General features: G+C 43.8%; 12 protein-coding genes. 5 read left to right on the forward strand and 7 right to left on the reverse strand.

All coding sequences use genetic code 11. The annotated features are described in order from the left end of the window. Positions 1–426 precede the first annotated feature (426 nt). Positions 427–3,519: an insulinase family protein gene (locus tag IPZ60_RS12885; protein WP_194198142.1), complete on the forward strand. Its 3,093-nt coding sequence runs from the start codon at positions 427–429 to the stop codon at positions 3,517–3,519. A gap of 158 nt (positions 3,520–3,677) precedes the next feature. Then, the gene (locus tag IPZ60_RS12890) at positions 3,678–4,142 is read left to right on the forward strand and encodes an ABZJ_00895 family protein (protein WP_194198143.1); all 465 of its coding nucleotides are present in this window, start codon (positions 3,678–3,680) and stop codon (positions 4,140–4,142) included. 99 nt (positions 4,143–4,241) lie between these two features. Here the strand turns inward: IPZ60_RS12890 and IPZ60_RS12895 are convergent, their stop codons facing one another. Continuing rightward, entirely contained in the window at positions 4,242–4,805 is a 564-nt protein-coding gene (locus IPZ60_RS12895) for an NUDIX hydrolase (RefSeq protein ID WP_194198144.1), read from the reverse strand. Positions 4,806–5,286: 481 nt separating this feature from the next. Between IPZ60_RS12895 and IPZ60_RS12900 the strand changes: the two genes are divergently transcribed. Beyond that, positions 5,287–6,024: a CoA pyrophosphatase gene (locus tag IPZ60_RS12900; protein WP_194198145.1), complete on the forward strand. Its 738-nt coding sequence runs from the start codon at positions 5,287–5,289 to the stop codon at positions 6,022–6,024. A gap of 113 nt (positions 6,025–6,137) precedes the next feature. Here IPZ60_RS12900 and IPZ60_RS12905 read toward each other — a convergent pair whose 3' ends face one another. The 3 genes from IPZ60_RS12905 to nhaA form a co-directional block, all read right to left on the reverse strand. After that, entirely contained in the window at positions 6,138–7,478 is a 1,341-nt protein-coding gene (locus IPZ60_RS12905; protein ID WP_194198146.1) for an oxygenase MpaB family protein, read from the reverse strand. Between the two features lie 41 nt (positions 7,479–7,519). Next, entirely contained in the window at positions 7,520–8,104 is a 585-nt protein-coding gene (locus tag IPZ60_RS12910) for a DUF2799 domain-containing protein (RefSeq protein ID WP_194198147.1), read from the reverse strand. 163 nt (positions 8,105–8,267) lie between these two features. Beyond that, on the reverse strand, positions 8,268–9,470 hold the full coding sequence (nhaA, locus tag IPZ60_RS12915; protein ID WP_194198148.1) for a Na+/H+ antiporter NhaA: 1,203 nt from the start codon (positions 9,468–9,470) through the stop codon (positions 8,268–8,270). Positions 9,471–9,967: 497 nt separating this feature from the next. On the opposite strand from nhaA, the gene IPZ60_RS12920 reads away from it, so the two are divergent. After that, positions 9,968–10,723 (forward strand): TSUP family transporter, encoded by a 756-nt coding sequence (locus IPZ60_RS12920; RefSeq protein WP_110924051.1) that lies wholly within the window; start codon positions 9,968–9,970, stop codon positions 10,721–10,723. Between the two features lie 95 nt (positions 10,724–10,818). Here IPZ60_RS12920 and IPZ60_RS12925 read toward each other — a convergent pair whose 3' ends face one another. The 3 genes from IPZ60_RS12925 to radC all read right to left on the reverse strand — a co-directional run bounded on the left by IPZ60_RS12925 (position 10,819) and on the right by radC (position 16,649). Beyond that, positions 10,819–12,195 carry a dicarboxylate/amino acid:cation symporter gene (locus tag IPZ60_RS12925; protein ID WP_194198149.1) on the reverse strand — a complete coding sequence of 459 codons (1,377 nt, stop codon included), beginning with the start codon at positions 12,193–12,195 and terminating at the stop codon, positions 10,819–10,821. A 400-nt stretch (positions 12,196–12,595) separates the two neighbouring features. Next, the gene (locus IPZ60_RS12930; protein WP_194198150.1) at positions 12,596–15,664 is read right to left on the reverse strand and encodes an acyl-CoA dehydrogenase; all 3,069 of its coding nucleotides are present in this window, start codon (positions 15,662–15,664) and stop codon (positions 12,596–12,598) included. Positions 15,665–15,965: 301 nt separating this feature from the next. Beyond that, on the reverse strand, positions 15,966–16,649 hold the full coding sequence (gene radC / locus IPZ60_RS12935; protein WP_194198151.1) for a DNA repair protein RadC: 684 nt from the start codon (positions 16,647–16,649) through the stop codon (positions 15,966–15,968). A gap of 128 nt (positions 16,650–16,777) precedes the next feature. On the opposite strand from radC, the gene coaBC reads away from it, so the two are divergent. Then, positions 16,778–18,151, forward strand: coding sequence for a bifunctional phosphopantothenoylcysteine decarboxylase/phosphopantothenate--cysteine ligase CoaBC (coaBC, locus tag IPZ60_RS12940; protein ID WP_194198152.1), 1,374 nt, complete (start codon positions 16,778–16,780; stop codon positions 18,149–18,151). Positions 18,152–18,363: the final 212 nt, after the last annotated feature.

Below are 18,363 nucleotides of genomic sequence, written 5' to 3' on the forward strand. Positions count from 1 at the left end.
ACTAATGTTTTAACAATGAAAGTTTTGATAACTGAGATTTGAGCACAGAGGCTTTAACAAGAAGGCTTTTAGTAAAAAGTCGGCAAAGCTATCTATTATTGCCAGATGGCTGGCTTGACTTATGACCGTGCGAACCCCATCTATTTCCGTTAGGCAAATTCTTTTTAATTTATACAGGCGTATCGCTGTCATTTGAGATGATGTATTGATACCTGCCATTAAATTTGAATATTACTCATAGGTTAATCACAATAATACTCACAATATTTTTATATGACCACCATATAAAAAAGACCCTACGATAAGTATTACATTCACCATCAATATTTATCTATTGTTTACCCTAATTTTATTTTATCGCTGATGACTTCATTGATAGGTTAAATGGCATATTTAGATAAAACTGGGCAATCCATAAGGACAATTATGACCGACACGTTATTTACTGCAGATTTAACTTTGCACCCTGCATTTGAGTTGATTGAACACCGCCACATTGACGCGCTGTCGATGGATGTATTGATCAGCCAACACGTCAAAACAGGCGCAATGCATTATCATTTGGCGCATCCAAGTGACGAAAATGCTTTTTTGGTTGGCTTTCGCACACAGCCAATGGACTCAAAAGGGGAGGCTCATGTCTTAGAGCACGTGGCGCTATGTGGCTCTGAAAAATTTCCTGTCCGTGATCCGTTTTTCTCAATGATTAAACGTTCGCTCAATACCTTTATGAATGCGATGACCGCTGCTGATTGGACAGCTTATCCCTATGCAACGCAAAACAAAAACGACTATTTCAACTTGCTTGCTGTCTATCTTGACGCCTCGTTTTTCCCTAGTATTCATCCGCTCGACTTTGCTCAAGAGGGCATCCGTGTTGAGTTAGATGAAAATGACAAGCCGCAATTTAAGGGTATCGTCTTTAACGAGATGAAAGGCGCAATGAGCGGTGAGATTGACCAGTTGTATCATACGGTTGCTCATCATTTGTTCCCAACGACGACGTATCACTATAATTCAGGCGGTGATCCTGCCGAGATCCCAGACTTGACCCATACTGAGTTGGTTGAGTTTCATCAAAGTCATTACCATCCATCGAACAGCGTGATTATGAGCTTTGGTAATATTCCAGTTGCTGAAACCCAAGCCAAAATACACGAAGATGCTTTGACTCAGTTTGAAGCGGGCAAAAAACACGTATCGCGTCCAGAGCAGCGTTTGTCTGCACCCGTTAGCGCGGTAGATACTTATACAGCTGATGAAGCTGGCCCTGATCAAACCCATCATGTCGTGGCGTGGTTATTACCATCGATTACTGATCCTAAGCAGCGTTTGGCATTACGTTTATTAGAAGGCGTATTGGTTGAGCATGCTGGCTCACCACTGCGTGCCTATCTTGACAGCCATCTACTGGGTAAGGCACCAAGCCCGCTATTGGGACTCGATGACAGTCATTACGAGATGGCCTTTTATACGGGTCTACGCGGATCAAACCCTGAGCATGCCGAAGCAGTAGAACAAGGCATTATTGATTTACTCACGGAAGTGGCTAGCTCGCCAGTCGATGACGAAACCATCGAAACTATTTTGCACCAAATCGAGATTGATCAGCGTCATATCGGCGGTGATAGCATTCCTTATGGTCTGAACTTGATGCTAGAAGGGTTTAGTACCGCCATTCATGATGGTAATCCTATCGATGTATGGGAAGTTGATGAGCATTTGCAGTGGCTGCGCGAGCAAGTAAAAGATGCACAGTGGCTACCGAATTTAATCAAAACCCATCTGTTAGACAATCAGCATCGTGTCCGTGTCACATTGACCCCTGATAGCGAAAAAACAGCCCGTCTTGCCGCCGCTGAGCAGACGCGTCTGGATACTATTGAGATGGATTTGACCGCCGATGACAAAGATATCTTGCACAAACAGGCATTGGATTTAGCAGCACGTCAAGCCGCGCCAGATGATTTGAGCTTATTGCCAAAGGTAGGTCTAGAAGACGTACCAACGGATATTAGCTTTAAGCAAGGTACGCAAAAGCAGGTAAGTTTGAGCGGGCAAGAAAGCACTTTATTTGAATATGAAGCGGGTACTAATGGTATCTATTACTATCAAGTGATCATCCCGTTGACCGATGCGATTGGTAAAGCTAACAGTGATGAGCTGCCAGTCAATGACGTGATTAATCATCCATTATTGCCTATCTATTTAAGTCTGTTGTCAGAGTTAGGGACGGACACGCTAAGTGCTCATGAAATGCAAGCCAAGCAAGCGGCGCATTCTTCTGGTGTGACCGCTCGTATTAGCCAACGTACCAATGTTGATGATAGCCAAGCGATTAGCAGTTATTTCGTTGTGGCAACGCGTGCGCTTAATCGTAAGCCCGAAGCGATTGATTTGCTCAAAGAAGTCATGGAGCACAGTATCTTTTCTGAGCATGACCGTATCAAAGAAATTTTGCAGCAGCGTCAAGCAGGTTGGCAGTCAAACCTTGCAGGTTCTGGGCATTCTTATGCCATGCAAACCGCCAGTCGTGGTATGAGTCGTCAAGCACAGTTAGAATATGTACGCAGCGGTCTACCAGCATTAAACGCGCTAAAAGACTTCTTGACCCACGCCAGTACGGATGATGCACAGTGGGATAAATTGGCCACCAGCTTGATGGATTTACATCAACGTTTGATCAGCTTGCCTAAGCACGCCGTTATCATCTGTGAAGCCGAGCAAAGCGAACGCTTAAGCGGTTTGATTGTCGATAGTTGGAAAGACAGCCAAGCGCCAAAGATTGCCAAGCAGCTCCGTAGTTCTGATACGAGTATTGAAGACAGTATCCCGAGCGAGTTTGCAGACTTGCAACTTGATACAGCGCTGAATGGTGTGACTGATACGGTTAAGGCGTTAGAGAGTGGCGACGATGTTAAAAACGACGTGCTCGATGTTGAGGATTTGGCTTGGTTAGTACCAACCAACGTCTATCATAATGCCAGTGCTTATACCGTTCCAGCAGCCGACCATCCTGACACGGCAGCATTGATGGTATTGGCGCCTTACTTACGCAACGGCTATTTGCACAGTGCGATTCGTGAGCGCGGTGGTGCTTATGGTGGCGGTGCGGGTTACGATGCCAATGCGTGTGCCTTTAAATTCTTTAGCTATCGTGATCCGCAGTGTGCTGAGACCTTTGCTCACTTTGATGCCAGTATCGAATGGTTATTGAATGAACCTCAGACCGACGAGCAGCTAGAAGAAGCCATCTTAGGTATTATCTCAGGTATGGATAAGCCGGGTTCTCCAGCTGGTGAGGCTGTCAAAGCGTGCTTTGCGAATCTGCATCATCGCGGTGTCGATTGGCAGCGTAAAATGCGTGCGTCAATATTGTCAGTGACGGTTGCTGATTTACAGCGCGTTGCCAAGCAATATCTGCAAGGGCAGAAGCATGCGCGTGCGGTATTGGCGCCTTATGATAAAGAAGAGGCCGTTAAAAATCTTGGCTTTAACGTTTGTAAAATAAAGAGCTAATATCGCTTTTTGTATAAGAAATCTTTAAATGAAAGCCAGATCTTGATAGTGAGCATTAAACAGGCAGACAATACTAAAATATTGTCTGCTTTTATTTTGGCTGCAAGTAATTTAAGATGGGGCTATTTTGTATTAGCAGTTAATTAATAGGAATCAACTTGGCAAATAAACCCATCATAGAAGTGACTGAGTACACCAAATCTTATAAAAGCTTGTTAGTGTATGCTGTTTTTTATGCACTTAGCTATGTGCTGTTGACGTATGTCTTGAATCAACTGGATTTTATAGTGGGCGGTGTGCTTTTAACCGTTGCTATCATTGCTGTGCTAAATATGGCAGTGACGTTTTTATTTCGTAAGCGTCAACATCGAGGGTTGGACAAGGCTGAATGTGGTCGTATTGCCGTTCTCTCTGTGCTGATGATTACCGCTGTATCAGTGGTTATGTTTGTACTAAATATGAATGTACTTATAACAAGTATGAATATCAATATCACATGGGTAGACATTCATGATAGTGGCATGCATAAAGTAATGGCAGTGGTGGGAATTGTTACCTTAATTATTCATTATGCCGTCATTTTTTATAGTTTGTGGTACATGCAAAGGTTGTGGAAGACATGATAAGTTTTGTAAGGCGATTAAAGTGTTAGGCAATAAAAAGCCGCTATTTCTATTCGAGATAGCGGTTTTTAACAGATAGACGGGTTGTTGAGCCGACGTTTAAAAACGTTTGATACTTTGGTCTTTGCCGATATGATCTTGATGTATAGGGAAGTCAGCATGGTCATCGAATTGCTTGCGGTCTTCAAAATAGCTTTTTAGAGTGCGACGTATGGCTTCAAAAGCAATCTCATCCCATGGAATATCTTCTTCGGCAAACAAAGCCGAGTCAAGGCTTTCAGAGCCAATTCCATAAGCACCGTCTTTGAGATCAGCTAAATAAATAGAGTATATTTGCCCGATATCTGGAATATCATATAGGCAGTATAAGTGTGGATTGATAACGACTGCTTCAGCCTCTTCATAGCTTTCACGTGCAGCGCCTTCTGCCATGGTTTCACCGTTTTCCATAAAACCAGCTGGTAACGTCCATAAACCGTATTGAGGCTCAATGGCACGGCGACATAGCAGTACTCTGTTTTTATGTACGACAAGTGAACCACAAATAACCTTTGGGTTCTCGTAATGAATATAGTTGCAGTTTGGGCATACCAAGCGCGGTATATTATCTGTAGGTGGTATCTTTCGTTCTGCTTTATGACCGCATTGGAGACAATAGCTCATATCAACTGCCTTGTATAATGATAGTAGGAATAAAAAATAGATAAGAAAAAGATGTCATTATTTTAAGAATTATCATTCTTATTGTAGGCTGATAGCCCATCTTGTTTTCATTTATGGCCAATCCGTTTATGGTTAAACCATTTATAGCCAAACTGTTTTACATTGGCTAGATCATCGCGTTCACCACTATTAGCATTTGGCTGTCTTTTATTTAAACTGTTTGGACTCGCTTATAGTCGCCGTGCTTCAGTCTAAGATAACACAAATTTTGTCGTACTAGCAGTGCTCGTAAAAACAGCCCGTTTGTAGCTGATTAATTTTGATATTCTTACTATGTACTTGCGAATACCTTATATAAGGAGCTGCGGTCACATAAAGCATGTGCAGTGATAACGTATATTGCGCTAACATCGACTAACAATAAAAGAGATAAACTTATCGTGACGATTATGAATACTGATAAAAACATAGGGCAATTATAATGCTACTTCCACCACAGTCTGTAAGTTTGGATGAATTTTCAGTCGCTGTGCCAACCTTTATTCGTTATCCCACGCTCAGAAGGCTGGCTGAGCGGGTGCAACGTGAAACTTTAAATACCGTTACTGGTTCAATAATGCCTGACTCTTATCAGGGTTCTCACAGTGCTCGTCTCTTAGACAGCCTGTATCAAACGCCGATTGCGGATGCCTCAGTATTGGTAGCCATTACTCATGAGCGTCGTCCTAAGTTGTTATTGACGCTTCGGGCTGCTCATATGAACAGTCATGCGGGCGAGGTGTCTTGTGTGGGCGGTAAACATGATCAGGGCGATGGCAATAATGTCATCACAGCTTTACGTGAAGCCTGTGAAGAGACGGCACTACCGTCTAATAAAGTCCAACTGATCGGCCAACTGCCTATTCAGACCTCTAAAAGCGGTATGAGTGTCAGACCTATCGTTGCGCTCATTGCCCCAGATCTGATATTGGTGCCAGAACCTGGAGAAATCTCACGCATTTTTTGGGCAGACTTTGAATCTTTAGTCACTCAGCCTACTGTGGAGTACGCAGTGGAGTATGCAATGCAAGATGAAAAGGCGACCATTCTCACGCCCAGCTGGCAAGTGGATGGTGAAACGGTATGGGGTCTAACAGGTCGAGTGATTGCTAGCTTATTAGAAACAGGCTTTGATCGGCAGCTCGACTGGTACTACCGTATACAAGACACAAGGTTATAGTCGATCCTCTATAAATTGGATACGGTGTCAGTCTCGCTTAGTCTACTAGCTGTAGTACTTTCACTCGCCTTCCTTGTATCCAAATTATATTGAACCGACTATATTGTGATTATTTACTTATAGTAGTCATCATTTTTCTTTAGCCACCAGTTCATATTATCTTGGCGTTTGAATCGGAATGCTTCTAGTTTTTTAGCAACACTCTGATTGTGCTGACGTGCGGTATCCAGCGCAAAAAGAATCGGTACTGAAGACAAGACACCAAAACGTATCTTAGATTTCGGTAAATCTAGCCCATCACCAATATCATCACCAACCAACGTACGTGTCACGCTGGCATTGACCATTTCAACGAAGCGTCCACGTCTATTGTCCTCACCCATAAGCTGGCGTGGTAAGTCATGTAACGCTTTTGCCAGTGGCTGTCCCATCTTAAAATCAAGTTGTTGGATAGAGAGGTAGGTATAGAGCCACTCCCAACAGGCGGCCTCATCTTTTGGCAAGCGATCCAAATCAACGCCCATCCAGTAGCTGGCCAGATTCCATAAATGCAAAATCCCTTCCGCTTCTTCGGTGCTGATGCGTGCACCCAGTAGTCGCAGTCCGCGCATAATCAATAATGAGAACTGTAAATGCGTGGCAATCATGTCGGTTTGATTGATGGGAATGCCCCAATAATCAGTATTCCAGCTGCCATCAGGATTACGGTGCTGATCTACCTCTGCTATGACGCCAGTGACAGCATTACCTTTACCTTTCAGTAGATTCTGCCGTACTAAGGTATGGATTTGACGCACCTTGATAGACTGTCGCCAGCCTTCAGAGCCAAGAGCTAGCACTTCATCAATAGGTTTTTGGTCATTGCTCATGCTCGACCGTGGATGTTCAGAGACGGCCAGTATGTAGGCATAGGTGCGCATCAGGCGAGGTAGGGCATCGTGCATCAATGCGCCAGTCTGAATCAGTGGTAAAGACAGCGCAGGGATGCTATAGCCTGCCATCAATGCGACATTGCGCAATAGCCAAATGAGCATGAGTGGGTAACGGCGATAGGCAACCGCACCAACTTGCGCCAGCTTGGGATCGAACCAATCAGGATGGCTACCAAATTGCGCCGTTAGCGTATTGAATGAGGGGTTTTGTACAAGGTTATTATCTACTTTTCCATCGATGATTAGTTGCTGTAATGGCTTTGCAAAACGGATACCATCATTAGCCAATGCATCTGCCAGTGGGTCGCCAACATCGTAACCTGCGACTATCTCATCTAGTAGGTCTTGCGAGATGACAAAGTTTTTGGGTAATAAATAGCGTTTGATGCGCTTTAGGACTTGTAGGTCGCTGTGGTCATCTATCGCAGTGGTACGCCCATGACGTAGATAAGATTCTACTGACGGCTGCTTATGAGGTGAGATGCTATCAGTTACTGTTTTATTGATATCGATTGAATCCATATTTATCAAGTGCCGTTATGGTTGGACTTTCTCATCACGCCCTAATGTCTATTCTTCTGATTTAATGAGTCCAATTGCCTTTGCGTGTTATCGATACGACGTTTGATTTGGCGTCGCTCATCAGCGAGTAATAGTAAACGTGCACGTGCCTCTTTTTCATTGGCAAAGCCTAGCATCGCACCACCTTCCAATTTATCGAATTCTTCTTGGTATTCTTCTAACAGTCTTTTATCACTATCTAGTTGATTCTCTAACGTATAGTAATCTAAACCACGCTGGTTGGCTTGTTGTAGCGTACTCGCTATGGCGACTGGACAGACATTATTGAGCTTGCGTCCACGTCTACCAAGGTTATAGGCGTTATCAGTGATGCAGTATTGTTTGAGCCCTAACTGGCGACCGCGCTCCCATGCTTGATAGTCAGGAGCCACGTTGGCCTTGGCACAGGCTTTGGCATGTGATGCTAAGCGGTCTGATTGATAGCCTGCGACGCCATCATTATAGCCGATAGCCTGCCAGTCGCCGATGAGGCATTCTTGTTTAGAGAGGGTGGCACATCCTGATAGTAGAGAAATGCTACCAATGATAGCCATACTTGATGAGAGTCGCTTTATAAACCGTCGCACCCTTGTCTCCTATAGCGATGTGCCTGAATTTTAATATCCTGAAGTCAGAACATTTTTAAGTAGAAAACCCTTAAGCTAAAAAACTCTTAAGCCAAAACACCTTAAAGGCTTGGGCAATGAGCCACTTATTCGCTGTATCGCTCTTAAGTGGCTTACCTTATTATCAATGCGGGCGAGTCAAATCAACTGACGTACCACTTACATTGTCTTTTAAACTGACTTTGAGCATGATGTAACCGGCAATACCTGAAACGATTGAACCCATGATGATACCTAAGCGCTCATCGAACATGGCAGTATCGCCAGCGAATGCTAAGCCACCGATGAATAAACTCATGGTAAAGCCCACACCGCATAGTAAAGCAGCGCCATAAACCTGCTTATAGTTCATGCCTCTAGGCATCGTTGAGATGCCAAGTTTAAAGATTAACCAGCACATGACCATGACACCAACTTGCTTACCGATGAATAGACCAGCAGCGATACCGAGCGGGACAGAGTGGAACAATTCCGCCAATCCTGCACCTTTGAGTGATATGCCTGAGTTTGCAAATGCGAATAATGGCAAGATACCAAAGGCAACGGTATTATGAAGATCGTGCTCTAACTCCTCAAGCGGAGAGTGCTCAGGATCCGTGCGGTCAAACATAGGTATAAATAGTGCTAAGACCACACCAGCCAAGGTAGCATGAATGCCAGACTTGAGTACGGCGACCCACATAATCACACCGATGAGTAGATAAGGCGTGATACTAGTGACATTGCGGCGATTAAGGATATATAAGAAAGGCAGACATAACGCGGCTAATGCCAATGACTGTAAGGACAAATCACTGGTATAAAATAAAGCGATAATCAAAATCGCACCGATATCATCAAAGATAGCAATCGATACCAAGAATACTTTTAGGGAGTTGGGAACGCGGTTGCCTAATAAGCTTAAGATACCAAGCGCAAATGCAATATCTGTGGCCGCAGGAATCGCCCATCCTTTCCAGAACTCAGGCTCATTATAGTTAAAGAGTAGGTAAACGATAGCGGGGGCAATCATGCCGCCCAATGCCGCACCCGCTGGTAGTATGATTTGTTTGACGTTAGATAGCTCGCCAATTAAGACTTCACGTTTGAGCTCAAGGCCAACTAAGAAAAAGAAAATCGCCATCAGACCATCGTTGATCCAGTGATGCGCGTCTTTAGCGATAGCAAATTCACCGATTTGGATAGCAACAGGGGCATGGATAAAGCCTTCATACCACGTATTAAGAGGGGAGTTAGCAATAATCATTGCAGCAATAGCAGCCAATGCTAAGACAATACCACCTGCCGCCTCAAACTCAAAAAATGCTTTAATCCTTCGTATTGCCATATCATCCTCATTTGCTAAATACAATTTACTAAATAGTTCAATAACTTCAAATATCTATACTACTGCTCTCAACGATATAGTAGCCAGACAAGAACAGTTTCTCATACTCTTATTAATATACACAACAAAATACGTCAATCAAAAACCATTAGCTCAGCACATTAGTAATAGCGATGTGACAAAGTTGAGGTCATAGATAAAAATACAGCCAGTCGATACAATCTTTAATCAGACTGCTTTTATCTTGCGTATTTGGTAAGTGGTTAGACAAATTTAACAGACTTTGCCATGTTTTTGGTTTTTTTTAGCCCTTTATCTCTATAATGAGCGACATTAGTAAAACCAATAGCTACCCTAAAAGCGACTTCAATAGCAACTTTAATAACAGTATTAATAACAATGTTAATAGAAATGCTAATAGCAGTATTTTAAATCTAATTCCCAAAGCCGATTTTTAGGGCTTTCTTTTTCTATTATAAATTTTGCAGGTCAGTGTCATGGACTTATCACTTTCACTAGAAGTCATTTTAATGCTTACGGCTGTGGCAGCGTTGGCAGGGTTTATTGATGCCATCGCGGGCGGCGGTGGTTTACTGACCATACCAGCCATGTTACTTGCTAATATCCCGCCAGTACTCACGCTAGGTACCAATAAGCTACAGGCTGCATCAGGTGCGCTTGCAGCGTCTATTACGATGATTCGAAAAGGTGTCGTAAAGCCACAACGTATAAAAGTAGGTATTATTGCTGCTTTTATTGGTTCCGTTATCGGTACGATTGCCGTTCAGATGTCACCACCGGATTTGCTCGAAAAGCTGATTCCGTTTTTGATTGCCGCTATTGGTATCTATACATTGTTTGCGCCTAGACTTGGTGAAGTAGAGGCAGCACCACGCATATCCGAAAGTAAATGGCAAAAAGTCGTTGCACCAATCATTGGTTTTTATGATGGCTATATTGGGCCAGGCACTGGTATGTTTTTTGCGCTTGGTAATGTGGCATTGCGCGGTCGCCAGATTATAGAAGCGACAGGTGCCGCAAAAGTATTGAACCTATCTACCAATGTAGGCTCGCTAATCTTTTTTATCATAGGCGGTAATGTCTTGTGGAAAGTAGGGCTGGCGATGATGGTTGGACAAACGATAGGGGCATACTTTGGCTCGCACATGGTGGTCAAGGGCGGTAGTAAGCTGATTCGTCCGATGATCGTGGTGGTGTGTTTGGCGATGATTACTAAATACGTATTTGGCTAATTAGTTATTGGTTTTACTGGTTATTGATTATAAAAAAACCTCAGCCAATTTTGACTGAGGTTTTTATTTTATGGACGTCTCTTTAGCAAGCGTGGTTAGCTGCGACGATCGACATCATCGTACTCGCTACCCATGATGCCATCGCTAAAGACTTCTGAGAATTCGCGCTCATTGTCTTCATCAATATGACCGTCGAATACATCTTTGGCACCAGCGTTAGGATCGTTGTAAATGGCTACATCCATTTTACCTTCTGATTTTGCTACGATAGCTGTCACAGCAGCATCACCACCAACGTTCACAGCAGTACGTAACATATCAAGAATACGATCCACACCTAAGATTAAGCCAATACCTTCGATAGGTAAGCCAACTTGTGCAAAGACCATCGATAGCATAATCAGACCAACACCCGGTACACCAGCGGTACCAACAGAGGCTAATACTGACATCAAGATAACAGTTAAATATTCGGTCACACCCAAATCAATACCATAAATATTGGCAATGAAGATGGTCGCTGTACCCTGCATGATTGCCGTACCATCCATGTTGATGGTGGCACCAAAAGGAACGGTAAACGAGGCAACAGAGTTATTCACACCCATACGCTTAGTAACGGTACGCAAGGTAATAGGAATCGTTGCGTTCGAGCTTGAGGTACTGAATGCAAAAATCTGTACTTCACGCATTTTTGCCAAAAAGGTTTTGATTGATAAGCCTGAAGCGACTTTTAGGACAATCATCATGGTGATAAAGAAATGGAACGCCAATGAGCCGATCAATACAGCCACATAACCAAGCAATGACCAAATCAAATCTAAGCCAAGCTCTGCCATGGCTTTAGTCAATAGCGCAAAGACACCATAAGGTGCTAGGTTCATAATGATGGTCACCATCTTTAAGATGACTTCATTGATGAGCTCTAAACTTTTAACCAAGCCTTTAGCAGGTTTGCCAACCATCAAGATACTGACACCAATCAAAATCGCAAAGAAAATGATGGATAACATATCGCCATTGGCCATCGCACTGATGGGGTTTGATGGAATAATATTAGAGAATACATCAAGCAAAGGCGGCGCTGATGCGGCTTCAAAGGTAGCATCTGTACCGATGTCCATACCTTTACCAATACCAAACAGAATGCCAAGTCCAATCGCCGTTGCAATAGCAAGTGCAGTGGTGAACATGTAGATCATAAAGGTTTTGGTACCAATACGACCAAGCAGACGAATATCACCAATACCGCACACACCGCAAATCAATGAGATAAGTACTAGTGGTACAACCAACATTTTGAGTGAGTTAACAAATAGCTTGCCAATAATAGCGAGAAAGCCGTTTGTAATATACGTATTAACAAAGCCGCCTTCAGCGTTTAGTCCTGAATAGTTTATAAACAAACCCAGTATGATACCGAGCGCCATGGCAACCATGATCTTGCCCGTCAGTCCCATATTTTTCCACATAACCTCTATCCTTTTGTGTACAACGTCCAATAGCAGGTATGATAATAAATCAATGCGTAAATGATTGCTGTTTCTACACCCGATCTTGCTACGTCTATAAATTTTGATTGGTCATTTTATGTCAGGCTCTCAAACAATATAAAATAATTGTTAAGGTTACTGCAACATTTTTTTATGATTCAGCCGAGATAAACCTAAGAATAAATCGGCTTATAAGGCTACCCACGATTTTAAGAAAGCAGATAATACTGCTTTTTTCCGCTAATGATAAGCAAAAGTTTTTGTTTGTAACCAAAAAAAAGACTGCCCGAATTGGACAGTCTTTTTAAATTAAACAATAGTCATGTGGTATTTGAGATTTTTACATCCTGAATACGGTCACATTTTTATATTACCGTGCTTATACATTATCGCTTTCGTCACGACGCAGACCATCTCGCCACTTGCTCTCGGATACAGATGGTTTCTCTACGTTATCCTCTACTTGTGGAGTTTCAGTGCTATTCAGATAATTGGATTTTTGTACGTTGTCATTCGCGATTTCCAAATGGTCAGATTTGTCAGCGCTATCCAAGTTGTCAGAATTTTCAGCATTGTATTTATTGAGACGATGATTATTACTCATGCGTTCGCTTAAATGCGATTCTGCATCACGGTAACGAGGATCAAGTGCTTCTGTCTCAGGATCGGAGTCTTCAAAGTCGGTCTGCGCCTGTATTTCTTCAACAGTATTCTGCTCAGCAACCATTTCGACATCACCGTCGACCTCATAGCCATGATTTGGGTTGGCATCACCAGTTGGTTTATCGGTATTGGCAGAAGTATTGCTACTATCATGAACATTATCACTAGCAGAAATATTATCGGCAGCATGAACGTTATCACTAGTAGGAACATCGAAATCATCAACTAAGGTATCGTTATCAGTCGCAATACCATTTCGAGCTTGTGCCGCACTTTTTAGTTCAGCATAGTCAGTCAGCTGCTGTACAGCATTATCGAGGCTATGTGGATTGGCGCGTTCTTGTGCCTGCAATAGATGTTCATCGAAGACATCGGTCAATAACGAGTCAAAGCGTATGGCATTATATTGAATAAGTACCTCGGCCTCTTCTTCAGTGATGTCTTCATTTTGGCTGGCATGCACGACATGATCTTCAAAGGTAAGACCTTCAAAGCTGTCATTGTGTTCTGCTTTTTTAAACTTCTGCCATAACGGTTCGATGCTGGTCAAGGTCTGATATGCATGCTCCATACGCCCAGTCACATCGTCTTCTTCGGTAGTGTAGTAGACCATGGTTTTTAGATAATCACGGAAAGGGTTGGCCTCAAAGTCATCCATGAAGGTATCACCCAATTGGCGTTTGAGTTCATCACTTGGCGGCGTAAAGATACGACCACTTGGGAAAGTCACAAAGCTGACCAATTTGGCTGCCATACGATTTGGAAAATTATCAAAGAATGATAAGAAAGCTTCTTGAATGGTGTATAAGCTGTTTTGCAAGGCAACCTCAGCATGTAAGCGCTCAGACTTTGATTTGGTGCCATGTTCATAAAACTGCAAAATAGCCGTTGCGATGAATAAATGACTATGAATATCGGCTAAGCGACCAGAGAGCATTTCTTTACGTTTTAAGTCGCCAGCCAACAGTCCTAGCGCCATATCAGCCGTTAGGGCAAAGCCCGCGCTTAGGCGGTTAATATGTTTGTAGTAGGGACGGGTAAAGCTGTCTGCAAAATTTGGGGCATTATTGCTACCCCCGACATACCCTGCGACGAAGGCTTTTGCCCCACGATTGAAGGTATAACCCAAATGTCTAAAGAAAAGCGTATCGAATTTTCGAGTCGCACCTTCTTTATCTTTGCTCTGTAGCAGTTGTAGCTCATCAAATAGATACGGATGGCAGCGCATGGCACCTTGACCGAATATCATCAATGAGCGGGTCAATATGTTTGCACCCTCAACCGTGATAGAGACCGGAATGGCTTGATAAGGTGTCGCTAAAAAGTTACGGGGACCCATCTGTACTGCGCGTCCACCAACGACATCCATACCGTCGTTGATCACACTACGCATGGTTTCGGTCGCATAGTATTTCGCCATGGCTGTCATGACCGATGGCGTGCCGCCTTGGTTCAATCCGCACGTAACGAGATGGCGGAATGCTTCTAGCATATAGGTATTACTGGCCATACGACTGGTGGCGTCTTGTACGCCTTCGAACTTGCCAACAGAGATTTTAAACTGCTCACGAACCTTAGCAAAGGCACCGACAGACAGATACGTCATTTCACTGGCTGAGGTTGATAATGCAGGGAGAGAGATGCCGCGACCAACGCCCAAGCATTCCATCAGCATGCGCCAACCGCGACCCGCATTTTCGACACCGCCGATGATGTAATCTAATGGGATGAAGACATCTTTGCCATCGACTGTACCATTCATAAATGGCGAGCCAATCGGGTTGTGACGTGGCCCTGTGATGACGCCTTGATGGTTGGCAGGAATGAGTGCACAGGTAATACCGTAATCGGTTTTTTCAGAATCTCCGAGCAGGCCTTCTGGGTCATGCATTTTGAATGCTAAGCCCACGACTGTGGCGATAGGTGCCAACGTAATCCAGCGCTTTGAGAAGTTCATACGTAGGCCGAGTACTTGCTCGCCTTCATGCATGCCGTAACAAACCACACCTGTATCAGGAATAGCACCCGCATCTGAGCCTGCTTCAGGACCCGTTAGACCAAAGCAAGGTACTTCTTCACCTTTAGCAAGACCGGGTAGCCAGCGTTGTTTTTGCTCATCCGTACCATAATGCATCAACAGCTCACCAGGGCCGAGCGAGTTTGGCACCATACAGGTTACAGCGGCTGTAGGAGAGCGAGAGGCGATTTTGCTCATGATACGGCTTTGCGCATACGAGCTAAAGTCTAGACCACCAAATTCTTTAGGAATAATCAGACCTAAGAAGCCATTGGCTTTAATAAATTGCCACGCCTCAGGCGACAGGTCTTTATCTTCATGCTGAATTTTCCACTCATCAAGCATGGCACACAGCACTTCTACTTCATTGTCTATAAAGCTTTGTTCTTCTTCTGACAGTTCTGGATACGGATAATTGGCAAAAGTATCCCAGTTAGGCGCACCCATAAATAGCTCTTTTTCCCACCAGCTAGTGCCCGCGTCAAGTGCCTCACGTTCGGTATCACTCATGCTCGGCATCGCGCCGCCCAATGCTTTATAGACAGGCTTGGTAATCAGTGACTGACGAAGAGGGGCTACGAGTAGTACCAAGCACAGCAGCGCTATCGGCACACCTAATATAAGTGACCATGGACTGATAACGGCAGTAACGATGACAGTAACAAGAGCAGTAATACTGCCAGTGACACGTGACAGGGACAACAAAAAGATGGCCAAAACCATGGCTAATTGAATGATGATTGCCAAAATAAATAAGCCAATTGCCATGACTGTCTCCTTTGTAACGCTGAACCAAAAGCGTGAGAAATGTAGGTATAAAAATGTTTGAATCTATATAGTTGTTATTTTTCGGACGTTTAGTGGTCTTATAGCTAGGTTAAGCCAGCTACCAATAATTGACTTTGAAGTCCAATTAGGAAAAGACAAATAAAAGACGAAGTTAGCCATCAATATGAAACAGTTGTCGGCGACTATCAACGGTTAAAATGCTACGCTGTGTCGATAATATGTATCAAGCTGCATAAAGTATATAGCTAGTGCGACCAAAGACCAAATAAGTCAGATAAAACTAACCAAAAGGCGCCAAACAGCTTTCGGCATAGGATAGAGTATCGTTACGTCCGACGATAATATGATCGACTAGCGATATGTCTAATAAATCACAGGCATTTTTTAACTCATAGGTGAGTAAGTTATCAGCTGTCGATGGCTTGGAGTCGGTATGAGGATGATTGTGCGCGATGATTAACTGGCTGGCTGCGTGACTTAATGCGTGGCGTAATACGTGCTTCATGCAGACGGAGCATGATGAGATGCCGCCTGTGAATAGTATCTCAAAGTTTAACAGGTTGAGTGCATTGTCCAGACAAAGAACAGCAAAAACCTCGCGATGCTCACCGCGCAATTGAGTGCTGATATAATCTTTGACTGCTTGAGAGCGCCCGAGCGCTTGGCCTGTTTTGAGTTGACTGTCTAGATAGCGCGTACCCATCTCAAGCGAGGCTAACATCTGTGAGTATTTTGCAGGGCCGATACCATGACAGGCTAGAACGATGTCTTGCGGGGCTGCCAATAGTTCTGCTAAGCTACCAAACTGCTCGATCAAATGACGAGCCAACTCAATCGCTGACTGTGATTGAGTGCCTGTACGTAGAAATATGGCTAATATTTCTGCATCGGACAAATGAGCCGCACCAAACTTCAACAACTTTTCACGTGGTCTGTCATCTTCATGCCAGTCTTTGATCGCCATTATCACTCCTTGAAAATGGATTGCTGCTAGAGATATTTGGTAAATATCGAAATTCTTACCCAACTTATCTCATAATTGTTACTATAAGCGCAATTTTATCTTTCAACTTTTTTATTGTTGCCATGCTTATGTCTAATATTGTGCTTGCTATCACTGGCGGTATCGCCGCTTATAAATCTGCTATATTTGCCCGCTTATTAATTAAAGCGGGCTTTAATGTGCGCGTCATTATGACCACAGGTGCACAGGCCTTTATCACACCGCTGACACTGCAGGCCTTGACTGGTAATGAGGTGCATATCTCACTACTGGATGAGCAAGCAGAAGCAGGGATGGGGCATATTGAATTGGCTAAATGGGCAGATTTAATCGTCATTGCGCCAGCCTCGGCCAATACGCTCGCACGTCTTGCGATGGGTATGGCGGATGATCTGCTGGCCACCGTTTGTCTTGCTACCACCGCACCTGTCATTGTCGCCCCTGCGATGAATCAGCAGATGTGGGCACATCCAGCGGTAAACCTGAATGTGCAAACGCTGGGCGACATGAATTATCATGTGATACAGCCTGCAAGCGGTGAACAGGCTTGTGGTGATGTGGGAGCAGGGCGACTACCTGAGCCTGAGCAGCTATTGGCCGAAGTATTATTATTCAATGCCATGCAAACGACACCGCAACTACTTGCAGGCAAGCGAGTGGTGATTACCGCTGGACCGACAGTAGAAGCAATTGATCCAGTTCGTTATTTGTCTAATCACTCTACCGGAAAAATGGGTTTTGCTTTGGCACGTGCATGTGTAGCTGCTGGTGCCGAGGTGATTTTGATCACAGGTGGTAAGGTGGCACTGCCTACACCGCTTAAAGTCACGCGCATAGATGTCTTGTCTGCGCAAGAGATGCTGACTGCCGCGCAACAATGTGTGGATGGTACACATAGCGAGCTACAGTACATATCTGAAGACGAGCATGACCACGACCATGATCATCATGACCACTCACATTCACATGACCACCACGGTGATTGCGATTGCGGGGACGAGCAGGATGATGTCACGGTTAGCACCGATGATAATGTGAGAGTCGCTGATATCTTTATTGCGACGGCTGCTGTTGCTGATTATCGTACGGAAGAGGCTGCTCCGCAAAAAATCAAAAAAACGCAAGATGCAATGATGCTTAATTTAGTTAAAAATCCTGATATTTTGGCGACTATTTCTCTTGCTCATCCAGAATTGTTTGTCGTTGGTTTTGCCGCAGAAACCCAAGATGTCGAGCACTATGCTCGTGGTAAACTTATTTCCAAAAACTTAGATTTGATTGCTTGTAATGATGTCTCACGGGCTGATATTGGTTTTGCTAGTGACGATAATGCTATGCAGGTGTTTTTCTCAGAGCATTATGAGAATGATAGCATCATGCTTGAAAAAGCAAGCAAAGATAAGATTGCTGAGCAATTGGCTAGCATCATCGGTGAAACAGTTTGGCAGCGCCATAATAGCTAAGATATGCGTTCAATCTAAATAAGACAGTATGTGATGCGCCAAAACGAAACTGGCTAAGTCCCCATCGAACGGCATTAAGGACAGGTAATATGAAAATATTATCTGTCCTTAGTTGCTTTACTGGACTAAGAACTATTGCGTTTTTATTGCCATTATTGAAATTAGGGCAGGCCTTAGTGCTGTCGCTATAAATGTAGACATAAAGCCGTGAG

This window comes from Psychrobacter sp. NG25, from assembly GCF_015234355.1.
Taxonomy (GTDB): domain Bacteria; phylum Pseudomonadota; class Gammaproteobacteria; order Pseudomonadales; family Moraxellaceae; genus Psychrobacter.

What these genes read in the sequence shown, in the direction of transcription:
- IPZ60_RS12900 (WP_194198145.1), top strand. Translation starts at nt 5,287, where the DNA reads ATGCTACTTCCACCACAGTCTGTAAGTTTGGATGAATTTTCAGTCGCT.
- IPZ60_RS12930 (WP_194198150.1), bottom strand. Translation starts at nt 15,664, where the DNA reads ATGGCAATTGGCTTATTTATTTTGGCAATCATCATTCAATTAGCCATG.
- nhaA (WP_194198148.1), bottom strand. Translation starts at nt 9,470, where the DNA reads ATGGCAATACGAAGGATTAAAGCATTTTTTGAGTTTGAGGCGGCAGGT.
- radC (WP_194198151.1), bottom strand. Translation starts at nt 16,649, where the DNA reads ATGGCGATCAAAGACTGGCATGAAGATGACAGACCACGTGAAAAGTTG.
- coaBC (WP_194198152.1), top strand. Translation starts at nt 16,778, where the DNA reads ATGTCTAATATTGTGCTTGCTATCACTGGCGGTATCGCCGCTTATAAA.
- IPZ60_RS12885 (WP_194198142.1), top strand. Translation starts at nt 427, where the DNA reads ATGACCGACACGTTATTTACTGCAGATTTAACTTTGCACCCTGCATTT.
- IPZ60_RS12905 (WP_194198146.1), bottom strand. Translation starts at nt 7,478, where the DNA reads ATGGATTCAATCGATATCAATAAAACAGTAACTGATAGCATCTCACCT.
- IPZ60_RS12895 (WP_194198144.1), bottom strand. Translation starts at nt 4,805, where the DNA reads ATGAGCTATTGTCTCCAATGCGGTCATAAAGCAGAACGAAAGATACCA.
- IPZ60_RS12920 (WP_110924051.1), top strand. Translation starts at nt 9,968, where the DNA reads ATGGACTTATCACTTTCACTAGAAGTCATTTTAATGCTTACGGCTGTG.
- IPZ60_RS12925 (WP_194198149.1), bottom strand. Translation starts at nt 12,195, where the DNA reads ATGTGGAAAAATATGGGACTGACGGGCAAGATCATGGTTGCCATGGCG.